Source organism: Dyadobacter diqingensis, assembly GCF_024220585.1.
GTDB classification, from domain to species: Bacteria; Bacteroidota; Bacteroidia; order Cytophagales; family Spirosomataceae; genus Dyadobacter; species Dyadobacter diqingensis.
Genome location: NZ_JAMXKF010000002.1, coordinates 115,023 through 127,560, shown reverse-complemented (window position 1 = coordinate 127,560; position 12,538 = coordinate 115,023). Strand labels below are relative to the sequence as shown.

Genomic DNA, 12,538 nt, shown 5'->3' with positions numbered 1-12,538 from the left:
TTGAGGCAGGGAGAGTGATCTTCCTGCCTCAATTGTTTATAATGTGACCTTTTATTTATTCAGAAATCACCGGCAGCACGATGGAAAAGATGGTTCCCGTATCGGATTCAGACTGTGCTGTGATTGTCCCGCCGTGGTTTCTGACAATTTTACGGCAATAGGCCAGCCCGACTCCCTTTCCCTCCGGCACATGTTCATGCGGTAGCTGCGAGAAAATGTCGAATATTTTTTCCAGTTGAGATTTTTCAATTCCGATACCATTGTCTTCCAGGCGGATTTCAGCGTATTTTACGTCCGGCTGCTCGGCAAGGTCATGATCTGTGTGTATCAACGGAATGGATTTTGTCCGGATCTGTAAATGTAATGGTTTGTCTTTTTTTGAAAACTTAACTGCGTTATGGATCAAATGATAGAACAGCTGTTCTATTTGTAACGGAATCCCCTGAATCTGCGGCAACAGATCCGAATCAAATGTGGCATTCTTTTCGACCAGATTATCACTTAGCTGTACCCAGACATCGGCCATGACCTTGTTCAGGTCAACTTTTTCAAATGATTTTTTCTGATAATCCAGGTCTGAAAAATCAGACAGATCTTTTATCATCATTGAAAACCGTTGCGCACTGGAGTTGATCTTTGAGGCGAAATCTCTGGTTTTGAAATTGTCATTGGTATCGGCCGCATTAACAAGCATATTGCTGAACATCCTGATCTTACGCAGCGGTTCCTGCAAATTATGGTCAGAAATGTAACGGTACTGGCGGTTTTCGTCCATCGAATCTGTCAATTGCCGGCTGAGTTCTTTAACCGCAACATTGCTTCGCTCCAGCAAGTCCGCACTTTGCAGATGAAATGAAATCAATTCCACGAAGAGGCTAAACATGCCAATTATTTTTGGATTGTTCAGTTCGGCAGGATTAGGGTCAATGGCGCAAAGTGTGCCAAAAAAATCTCCGTTCTTTTTGATGATCGGGAATGAAATATAACTCTGAAGTCCGTAAATTTTTGGTGTGTGGTGATTGCGATAGAGGTCACTTGTATCGACATGATCAATAACAACGGCCTCACGCATATCACGGATTTCGTTGCAAATGGTTGTTTCAATTTTAAGCTCGCCCCCGGAAACAAGGCCAAAGCCAACTTCGTCCCTTACGTCACAGGCAATCCATCTGTCCTGAGTAACTCTCGCAATCGCCGCAAATCCCATGCCGGTCGCCCGGCATATCACTTCCAGCATTGTCGGAACAATCGGAATTTGCTTTATATTTTCAATGTCTAATGCTAAACTAGCGTCAGTATATTTCATTTTTGTCAAGTCTTTGATAACAGCACTTTTCAAATATAGAAATTAACCGAAGAATAATATTTGTTTTGTCTAGCCGTTTGCCTGTACGGGCGTCATTTTCCCGGAAATATACATACGAGCCTCTTCTTCGTCACCCAGCCATGGAAATAAACCTGCGGGATTATTAAATCCGTTCACAAAGTCGGAGGCAATTTCAGGTTGTTGGATGGCTGCCTGAAGAATATCCACAACGTATGGCGCTGGCGGTGACAGGAAAATATCGCAGAACCGGTTAACATGTTTAGAATATTCCCAGAATTTGTCAAAAGTCTTGTTCATCCATGCTGCATCGAATGGCTTGTCCCCATGTTTAATTATTTCCTGCGCATATAAATTCGCCATTTTGGTTGCATTATTACCTCCCTGACCAACGATAGGATCATTTAAAATAACAGTATCGCCAATGCCCAAAACGGATGAGGTAGAATTAAGATGTACAACAGGTTTCCGCACAATGGGAGTAAATGAACCCTTTAAAAAAGCATCATCGCGGATAATATCGGCATTTTCAAACGCCTGATATCGCCAGGGCAGAAGAGATCGGAGCATTTCTTTTGATTTTTTCAGAAGTTCCGTGCCGGATTTAGCATCATCGAAGATATCCATTGGGCCACCAGGGATACTCTCAATCAGCAAAAATGCACATTGAATATCATCTTTCTGATAAAAGGGAGCTGTAATAATTTCTCCCGCTCCCATAACCGCGTCAAGCGTGATCGATGTGAATTTTGTTTTTTCAGGATGTTCAAAATTATTGATATGTAGCTGGACAAGCTTGCGGGCCGGTTTTTCGTGGGTCGACTTATTATCATCTCTTTCAAAAAGTTTGGCAAGGGGCCCTTTTCCTGACGATACCACTACCAAATCAAACTGTTCTGTGCAGGCAAGCAAATCCGACGGCGTGGTGTCACTCACAATGAATTTGCCTCCATTTTTTACAAACAATTTAATCCATTGATAAAATTTCAACCGCTGATCGATTGACACGCCGGGCTTGCTGGTTTTGGAGTTAATGCTGAAAGCATAATTCCCGTCAGGCGTCCCAAAATTAATATTGAAAGCAGTCGAATGGCAGGCCGTATCATTCCATAGATCCAATCCCAGTTCTTTTTCCAGAAGCAATGAGTCGTTGAATAAATATGTGGCGCCGGTCGGCGGTCCGTTAAATATTTCTTCGGCGGTCCGTTCAGAAACGATGGTGACGTCGTAGCCGCTCTTTAAAAGTCTGATGGCAAGGTGCAAGCCCGATTGTCCGGCTCCCATGATTGCTATTTTTCTCATCCTGATATACAAATTTGGGTTCGTTTTTATGTAGGTAAAGATAAGGTTCGTTAAAAAGTGAGTTTATAAGCAATCATTAAAAAGTATAAAAAATTATAAAAATCGGGATGGTTGGTTATTTCTTGATGGTGCTGAATACTAACTTTGTGTACAGTGGTCAATAAGAGGGGTTTACAATGCAAAATCATGTTAAGATGATACAGATTCCAGGTTATGATATCGTTGAAGAGATTGGAAGGGCACCTTTTAAACTAATGGTAAGGGCTATTCGTACCGAGGACTCTGTTGCTGTTATTTTGAAAATAGCACTGACCTCGGATCCGGAATCCTCTGTGTACAAAGAAATGGAGCACGAATTTTCCGTTAGCCATGTCCGCTTGTTCGATAACATTCTGAACTACACAGGTAAAATAAGGCTGGAAAACTACCTGGTACTGGAATTAAGTGATTTTACAGGCAAAAACCTTAGTCAATATATTGAACAGGAAATTCCGCTAAGAGCCGCATTAAGCATAGCGAGTTCTTTGGTTCAAATTGTATCTGAATTGCACTATAATGGTATTCTGCACCGGGATATAAGACCGGAAAATTTCCTGATCGATCTGGATACACTTGATATCAGACTGACTGATTTGAAATTCTCCTGTCAACTTGGGAAAGAAGATTGTATATCGGAAGTTGTAAATAATAATCTGATTTCATTTGAATACATTTCTCCGGAACAGTCGGGACGGATGAGCCACAAGGAAGATTACAGGTCAGATTATTATACGCTTGGTATTGTGCTTTACAGACTTTTTGCGGGGAAATTACCTTTTGAAAATGCGGATCACAATGAACTGATGCACGCTCACATGGCTAAGCAAGCCATAGCACCTTCACAAGTTAATGACAAGATTCCATCTGCCGTCTCTGATCTTATTTTGAAGCTGATAGAGAAAAAACCGGAAGGGAGATATCAAACGACAAAGGGAATTTTACATGACTTAAATCAATGTAAAAGCCAGTTGATGGTTTATGGTGAAATTGTACCTTTCCAGGTTGGACAATATGATCTGCGCGGTTTTTTTGAGATATCCAAGCAGCTTTACGGCAGAGAAAAAGAGATTGATTTTATTTTCTCGGCTTTTGAGAATGCCAAGTATAAGAATGAAATGGTACTCGTTCATGGGACGTCCGGTATTGGGAAATCTTCCCTGGTGCAACAGGTCAAAGACAGATTGGGAGAGAAAGAAGCTCTTTTTGTTACGGGGAAATTCGAACAATATGTGCAAAATATTCCGTTTGAAGCCGTAGTAAAGGCTTTTGAAGAGTTGATCTGTAAAATTTCCCGCGGAGATAGTTCCAGAGTTGCGGTATGGAAAAGAGCGATTCTAGAAGCGGTTGGTGATTATGGACAAGTGATCATTGAAGTAATACCTCAGCTCGAATTGATTACAGGCAAGCAGCCAGAGGTTCAGGCGCTCAATCCGGTTGAATCGCAGGTCAGATTTGTCAATGTTTTCAGCAGTTTCATTAATGTGTTTACAAAAAAAGACCACCCGCTGGTGATATTTTTGGATGATTTGCAATGGGCGGACGCTTCCAGTCTCAGATTTTTAAGTCGTGTTATGGAAGCTGTTGAAGGCCGTTACTTGTTTATTATTGGATCATACCGGGATAACGAGCTAAGTGAGGATCATCCGCTGGTTCATACCCTCGAAGAAATGCGGAAAGGAGGAAAGAATTTTCATCAGATTGGTCTCTCATCACTAAAAGTCAGTGAAATTTCAGCATTGGTTGCCGATACCTTCTCCTGCCCGCCTTATGCGGCACGTCCGCTCGCAGAAATAATTTTCACGAAAACGCTGGGCAATCCGTTTTTTATCTGCGAATCGCTGAAAACTTTATACAGGGAAAATCTGATATGTTTCGATGACAGGGTCAATAACTGGGTATGGGATATCACAGCGATATTGGGTTATTCGGATTCGAAAACTTCTTTGGAGTTACTAACCCACAGGATGAATCAGTTGCCCGAAACAGTCAGGCATACGCTATCATACGCATCCTGCATCGGACAGCAGTTTAATCTTGAATTATTGGCGGCGCTAAGTGATAAAACTCCGCAGGAAACGGCAGAAGAAATAAAGGAATTGATTGGTGCAAACCTGATAAATATTTCAAGTGAAAGGACAGCAGATCCTGATAGGTTTTTGTCCCGGGTTATTTACGGTTTTACGCACGATCAGGTTCAGCAGGCAGCCTATGCGCTGCTGACCGGGCATGTGAAAAGAGAATTGCATTTAAGTATCGGTTACTTTATGCTGGAAAGACTGTCTGCGAGAGAAACAGACAGTCAGATATTCGAAATTGTCAACCACTTGAATCACGGCGCAGGTACAGTTGAAGCGGATAAGGAAAGGTACAGATTGGCGGCGCTAAATCTCAAAGCGGGGAGAAAAGCAAAAATATCGGTGGCTTATCCGGTTGCATTGGAATATTTCAAAACAGGTATTAAGTTCCTGAGCGAGCAGGACTGGGATTATCAATATCAGCTGGTACATGACCTGCATACGGAGTGTGCAGAAAGTACATATCTTACCGGCGATCTTGAAGGCATGGAGGCGCTTACCGCAATAATCCTTCAAAATTCGATATCGATACAGGATAGGGTAAATACGTATCAGATTCAAATTCAGTCGCTTATTTTTCATGATAAGGGAGATCAGGCCATAAAACTTTCGCTGAATGTATTGAGGGAATTAGGTGTCAGCTTTCCCCAGCCTGTCGGTAACGTGCACATACTGGCAGCATATCTGAAAACCAGATGGAATATGCGGGGAATGAAAATAGAGGATCTCGAACAGCTGCCGCTGATGACGGATATTTCTGCATTGGCCGTGATGCGGATCATGCAGAGTATTACGGCGATTGTTTTCGTTCGCATTCCGTTGCTGTACCCTTTGATGGTTTTAAAAATGGTGAGTTTGTCCATCAAGTATGGTAACGCGCCCGAGTCAGCATTGACCTACATTACCTATGCAGCCATCGATAATGCCATTCGCGGGCAGAATCAGGCCTGTTATCAATATGGGAAAATGGCTTTGAAACTGCTGGAAAAGGTAGAAAGTCTGGCAGTGAGGGAGCGATCTGTTTTGATTTTTAACATCATTAACAGACCTGCCGGCGAGCACATCAGTCATTCGCTTGAACCTTTGAAGCGATCTTACAAAGTAGGAATTGAGTTGGGCGATATCGAGTATTGTATTTATTCTTCAAGTGCGTATTGCTTTTTTCTGCTTCTGTCAGGTAAAAATCTCAGCTGGATCAAGGAAGAAATGATTCATTATAACCATCTACCCAAGTCGTTTTCAGAACATCACAATTCAAATCAGAATGAGGCGCTGATACAAATTGTTTCCAATTTGCTCGGGGAAAATGAAAAACCTGTTGAGCTGAATGGGGTTTATTTTAATGAGGGAGAGAATTTTTCGGGGATAACAGCGCTCAACGAGCAATCCCGGGTTTTTACATGCTTTACTTATAAAATGATATTGTGTTATATGACGGGCCAATATGAGCCAGGCCTACAAAATGCCAAACTGGCTTTGTTATATATGGATAACGTAAAAGGGATGCTGTTTCAGCCTCTTTTTTACTTTTATTATTCCCTGTTAAATTTTACGCTGTTTTGCAATGATAAGTCACAAAAGCATTATTTAAAAACAGCGGTCACATACAAGGAGAAATCAAAAAAATGGGCTGATCAGGTGCCTGTGAATTATTTGCACCGTCAATATTTGCTGGAAGCGGAATATTTTCGGTGCACTGACAAAAATGATAAAGCGACATTGTTTTACGATAAGGCGATAAAACAGGCACAGGACAATAGTTACTGTCAGGATGAGGCATTGGCTAATGAGCTTTACGGGAATTATTGGATCAATAAAGGACAACATCGATTGGGTGACATTTACATCAACAGCGCAATTGAAGCGTATCAGAAATGGGGCTGCCTGCTAAAATGCGACCAGCTGAAAGCAAAGTACACCGACCAGACAGACCTGTCTGGTGAGTTTTTGAAAAGCGGATCCCAGTTACCAAAATCAAAGAATGCCAATATCCCCTCTATTGATCTGTCAACATTGATGAAGGCGTCAATGGCTATATCAAGTGAGGTTGTTTTTGCCAGATTGATGGATAAGTTAATGAAATTTGCCATTGAGAACGCAGGAGCGCAGTCAGGTTTTTTTATTCTCGATTGGGGCGGAAAGTTGTTCATCGAAGCAAGACAAACGGTGGAAGAACAGCAAAGCGATGTAAGGAAAATTCCTTTGGAAGAATCTCATCTGGTGCCCAGGAGTATTATTGAATATGTTTTTCAGACCCAGTCGGATGTTGTGTTAAATGATGCGAAAGCCGATGAGCAGTTTAAAGATGATCCAGTAATCATGGAGAGTGAAATTAAATCAGCGTTATGTATACCCGCTTTAAATCAGGGGAAAGTCGTTGGCGTCCTGTATCTTGAAAATAATCTTACCAGGGGAGTCTTTACCCAAGAGCGAACAGAGCTGCTCAAATTGTTATCCGGGCAAATTGCGGTCTCGATTGAAAATGCCATTCTATATGAAAAGCTGGAACAGAAAGTGGCCGTTCGTACAGCCGAGATTCAGGTGCAAAAGGAGGAAATTGAAAGGCAAAAATTACTGGTTGAAGAAAAAACCAGGTTTAAGGAGCAGTTTTTTGCCAACATGAGTCACGAAATCCGTACCCCCATGACGGCTATTATTGGCATGTCCGAATTGATTTTTGACACACAGCTTAGCGCAAAACAACTTGAATATGCTAAGGGAATAAGATATTCATCGGAAAATCTTTTGGCAATTATCAACGATATTCTTGATTACTCGAAAATTGAAGCCGGCAAGTTTTCGTTTGTTAACAAACCTTTTGATATCAGGGATCGCATGAATCGTCTGGGTTATGTACTGAAAGTGATCGCTGAGGAAAAGGGTATAGCACTTCACATTAACGTACATGAAGAAATAAGTGCGCAGTTGATCGGAGACCCTTTACGACTTCATCAGATTCTGCTGAACCTGGTGAGCAATGCCATTAAATTTACCGAGCACGGAGCGGTGTGGATAGATGTCAGCAGTCTTTCAATCAATGAGGAGTCGGAGGAACTTTTGTTTAAAATACGTGACACGGGTATTGGCATTGCTGAAGACAAGCTTCAATATATTTTTGAAACCTTTACAAGGATAGACGAAGATCTTAACAGCAAACAAACCGGCACCGGGCTGGGACTTTTTATCGCGAAGAGGCTCGTCGAGGAACAGGGTGGAAAAATGACCGTTACAAGCCAGTTGAAAGTGGGGACAGAGTTTTGTTTCAACCTTTCATTTGAGCCATGCGGCATCGGCAGTTCTGCTGAGGATGCAGACAGCGCTATTTACCTTTCGGATGTGAAAATTCTTCTGGTTGAGGACAATCTCTTTAATCAGGTTGTTGCCGAGGAAACGTTAAAAAAGATCATTTCAAACGTAGAAGTGACAATCGCTGACAATGGTCAGGTTGCGCTGGAAAAATTGGAAAATCAAACATTTGATATTGTTTTAATGGATGTAAAAATGCCTGTCATGGATGGATACAAGGCAACCAGAGCCATCAGAAGTGGAAGTAAGCAAAGCGATATCCCCATTCTCGCTTTTACCTCAAACGCTAACCCTGCCGAATCACAAAAGTGCAAAGAGGCCGGAATGAATGACTACATCACCAAACCCATTGAAGCAAAAAAGCTTAAATCCAAGATTAAAAAACTATTGGATATTCAAAAAGAAAAGTTTGCACAGTTGAACCCGGCACGATGATCAGCATGGGAATTCAGTGTCGTAAAATTTCCTGAAATCATCTTCGAAAATATCGATCATCTTATCCAGATTATGATAATCACCGTTGTCGACATTTTCTTCAATGTTCTTGACCTGCGTGGCAAAAGTTTCCAGTCCGAGATAATTAAATTGTGTTTTTAAGCTATGCGCAGCATTCGACAGCTCTTCCCATTGCTGCCGGATCAAAAGTGGTTTTAACGCTGCAACCTGTCCGCGCGATTGTTTCCTGAAAATTTCGACAAAACGATCCACCAGCAATTCATCCCCGTTCATCAGGTTTTTAAGAAAAAGCAAATCCATCTCCGCCGTCTTTATTTATTGATAAGCTTGTAGCCTTCCCCATGCAAATTCAGAATTTCTACCATAGGGTCTTCCTTTAAAAATTTCCGGATTTTACTCACGTAAACATTCAGGCTGTAACCCCTGAAATGCTCTTCGTCTCCCCAAATACCCAGCATGGCAATATCACGTGTAAGAACTTTGTTCTGGTACTGACAAAGTAATGTAAGCAGCTTGGATTCTATGGACGTAAGTTTGATGGTCTTATTCAAAACTGAAAGCTCACGCAGCTCAGAGTTAAAAACGGAGCTTCCAACCTTAAACTCGTTAACTATTTTTGTCTTTTCCTGGGCCTTAACCCTTTTTAAAATAACCCTGATCCGGAGATAGAGCTCCTCCATGCTAAATGGTTTGGTAAGATAATCGTCAGCACCAAGGGTCAGGCCTTTTATCTTGTCTTCCTTTAACGACTGGCCGGTCAGGAAAATAATCGGGACACATTCATCGATGGATTTTATTTCTTCGGCGAGCGTGAAACCATCGATTTTGGGCATTTTTACATCCAAAACGCACAAATCAAATTGGTTTTGTTTGAATGTTTCAAAACCTGCGAGTCCGTCATGTTTGAGTGTAACTTTACAGCCGCGCATTTCAAGATATTCTTTGGTTAGCTCGCTGTATTGTACTTCGTCGTCAATCAGAAGTATGTGCAAATCATCCATTATTCATAACGTTAAATAGAACACACAAAAAGTTCTATGTTCAAAATAACAGAATGTTTAGGACATCGGGAAGATTTTGCATAAACAATCCTCAACCTTTTTATTTAACGTATCGCATATTCTAATGTGTTGTAAATGAGTGACTTTGTTTTTTGTAAATAAAATTGGGTTGAAAATTGCCTTTTCAGCAATAATCAACCCAATTACCTTATGCTATATACGTAATTTTACTTATAACCCGGACTCAGAATTTTGAAATTCTTCGCTGTTAAAGCGGGATAAAGGAATTTTCAAACATTTGAGCTAAAACAGTTGGAGAGCTTATGTCGCTTTGTAATGAGTTGGCGAACACAGCTACCTGCACTTTTCCAAAATCAAAGATCATTGTTTCGCAATTGTCGCCAACACCTCTTTTCCAGTAATAGGCTCCTTTGGTTCCTACCAGCTTATTGTCAAATCCTAGCATCTTTGTTTTCATATTGGTAAGTGATGTAGCGCTGATAACCTTGTTTTTAGCAACGGCAGACTGGATTTTGCCAAACTCAGACGCACTGATGTACAATCCCGTCACGCCGCAGTTAAACCGATTGATCCCTTTTACAATACCCGGTTCCTCTCCATTTTTTGAAGGATACCCTTTGGTTGCCAGTGACGGACTGTACGTGCCGTTGTGGTCCCATGGCTGCCAGTCAACCAATGTTGGTGTGTTCAGTCCCGCAGGTGTAAATACGTTGGTTCTGACAAAGCTGCGGAAATATGATCCGTAATCCACAAAGTTTTCGTCAAATTTGTTGAGCGTATTCAACATTGAGCTGCTGCCGATATCGGCAAGTTTTTTTGCTTGTATGTAAGGCAGGATGATCCCCAGAAGCAGGTAATTTACATCGTTATTCTGATACGATTCTGTTGAAAATAAGGCGTTATTAACCGGACCTTCAACGGTTTGTCTGAGTTTCGTCAGGTCGTTGTAGTTAATTAAACCTGTCTTATGCGCCAGTAATCTTTCAAAGGTAAGTGATTTGAATTCATCACTTGGAACCCAGAATTTAGGAAGAAATGGCCAGACTTTTGACGAAAGCGATAAGTTATAGATTTCAAGGGCTCTCATCACCGCAACGGCCGTCACAAACTGGGTTGAGGTGACAATTTCCTGTTTAACGATAGCGCCATGGAGCTGAAAAGGCGTTTCTATTTTTTTTCTTGCCCAGCCATCTCCTCCGTTTGTTCTGTAATATTCTTTTCCGTCGTTGTAAATTGCATATCCGAAACCGGCTACTTTTGGCTCCATGTATTCTTCTAGCAGCAGGGCAAATCCTATTTCGTCAAATTTTGTCGGGATACCTAACTTATCTGATTTATCAGCTTCTGTTGGTGTTACCTCGTTAAGAATTTCGTTCTCTTTGCAACTTGTAGATAATAAGGCAACGCTTAATAATAAACCGAAGCTTAATGATTTAAAAAATTGAGTTTTCATTTTTGATTGAAATTAAAGTTTAACTAACTGTTTGAGATGAATAAAAACTTATTGTGATTTTCAAAAGCAAAATAATCCCTGACTTCCTGACGGAAGATTTTTAAAATCCGGTTGTTTGCGGTTTTTAAATAAGTGCCTTATTTCGCTTTGATGGATACAAAGGTATAGCACGCAAAGAGGCCAAACTTTTAACGTCTAATTAAAAAGTATAAAAAAATATAAAATTATTTACGTTCTGTTTTCCTTTTTAATAAAGCTGAAATTCAGCAGGTTATATATATCAAAGCAGGATGTCTTCGAACACAGGCTTGTAAAACAAAAGGGCTACGAGACAATCCGTCTCGTAGCCCTTTTGTGTGTTTTTCGTTAATTCTTAAACCTCAACTGTATTAATCTCATTAACAACCTGCGAGAAAAGCTGGTAAGATTTTACTCTGGCCTGGTGATCAAAGATATGTGAGGTTGCCATGATCTCGTCAACCTGTGTTTGCTCAAAGAATTTTTTAATACGCTGTTTAAGCTTTTCAGGTCCGCCAATGAATGAATAGGCCAGCATTTGACTCACGGCATGTTCTTCCTGAATGCCCCAGATGTCATTCATATCTTCTACCGGCGGCTGCAAAAGTTTGCGTTTTCCGCTGACCACACCAAGGAAAAACTGTAATACCGATGTTGACAGCCAGTCGGCTTCTGCGTCCGTGTCAGCTGCTACTACATTTACACAAGCCATCACATAAGGTTTATCCAGATAAACGGACGGGCGGAAATTTTTCCGGTATAGTTCAATCGCTTCCAGGAAATAAGCCGGTGCGAAATGACTGGCAAAGGCGTAGGGAAGGCCCATGGCCGCTGCCACGCGTGCGCTGTCCGTGCTTGATCCAAGTATCCAGATCGGGATATCCAGTCCTTCCCCCGGATTTGCCCGCACTTTACTGTTTTGATTATCTTTTGAAAAGAATGTCTGAAGCGCCTGAATATCACTTGGGAAATTGTGTACTGCATTGAAATTTTCCCCGCGGATCGCTCTTGCTGTAACCTGATCGGTTCCCGGAGCGCGGCCGAGCCCCAGATCAATCCTGCCCGGATACAATGAAGCGAGCGTTCCGAACTGTTCAGCAACGATGAGCGGCGCATGATTAGGCAGCATAATGCCGCCGGAGCCAACACGAATAGAGGACGTGCCGCCCGCAATATAACCGATAAGCACCGACGTCGCTGAACTGGCAACGCTGATCATGTTGTGATGTTCGGCAAGCCAGTAGCGGGTATAACCAAGTTTTTCTGCTTCCCGCGCCAGTTCAAGGCTCGTTTTAAAAGTATCAGCCGGCGTTTTTCCTTCAATGACAGTGGCCAGGTCGAGGACCGAATAAGCAACAGGTTTTGACTCTTTTGTATGCATCATATCGAATATTTTTGACTGAATATCTGTCGGGATATCCTTCATTATGTAAGTAATTCTGGTAAGTAACTAACGGTTTCTGATTGTTAGTCACACGTAACAACTTAATCTAACACCAAAAGAATATGAATAGTTGAATAATCGTTCAAGAATTATTGAAGA

General features: G+C 41.6%; 7 protein-coding genes. 1 reads left to right on the top strand and 6 read right to left on the bottom strand.

What is annotated here, in order from left to right:
* Window positions 1-55: 55 nt before the first annotated feature.
* Entirely contained in the window at window positions 56-1,306 is a 1,251-nt protein-coding gene (locus tag M1L62_RS06320) for a sensor histidine kinase (protein ID WP_254412181.1), read from the bottom strand.
* Window positions 1,307-1,375: 69 nt separating this feature from the next.
* Complete coding sequence (locus M1L62_RS06315; RefSeq protein ID WP_254412180.1) at window positions 1,376-2,626, bottom strand: styrene monooxygenase/indole monooxygenase family protein; 1,251 nt, start codon at window positions 2,624-2,626, stop codon at window positions 1,376-1,378.
* Between the two features lie 194 nt (window positions 2,627-2,820).
* On the opposite strand from M1L62_RS06315, the gene M1L62_RS06310 reads away from it, so the two are divergent.
* Complete coding sequence (locus M1L62_RS06310; protein ID WP_254412179.1) at window positions 2,821-8,481, top strand: hybrid sensor histidine kinase/response regulator; 5,661 nt, start codon at window positions 2,821-2,823, stop codon at window positions 8,479-8,481.
* Here M1L62_RS06310 and M1L62_RS06305 read toward each other — a convergent pair whose 3' ends face one another.
* From M1L62_RS06305 to M1L62_RS06290, 4 genes are all read right to left on the bottom strand, one after another.
* Window positions 8,482-8,802: an Hpt domain-containing protein gene (locus tag M1L62_RS06305; protein WP_254412178.1), complete on the bottom strand. Its 321-nt coding sequence runs from the start codon at window positions 8,800-8,802 to the stop codon at window positions 8,482-8,484. It abuts the gene before it with no gap.
* An 11-nt stretch (window positions 8,803-8,813) separates the two neighbouring features.
* On the bottom strand, window positions 8,814-9,503 hold the full coding sequence (locus M1L62_RS06300; RefSeq protein ID WP_254412177.1) for a response regulator transcription factor: 690 nt from the start codon (window positions 9,501-9,503) through the stop codon (window positions 8,814-8,816).
* 268 nt (window positions 9,504-9,771) lie between these two features.
* Window positions 9,772-10,977 (bottom strand): serine hydrolase domain-containing protein, encoded by a 1,206-nt coding sequence (locus tag M1L62_RS06295; protein ID WP_254412176.1) that lies wholly within the window; start codon window positions 10,975-10,977, stop codon window positions 9,772-9,774.
* 373 nt (window positions 10,978-11,350) lie between these two features.
* Window positions 11,351-12,379, bottom strand: a complete 1,029-nt coding sequence (locus tag M1L62_RS06290) for an LLM class flavin-dependent oxidoreductase (RefSeq protein ID WP_310589960.1) — start codon at window positions 12,377-12,379, stop codon at window positions 11,351-11,353.
* Between the last annotated feature and the right edge of the window lie 159 nt (window positions 12,380-12,538).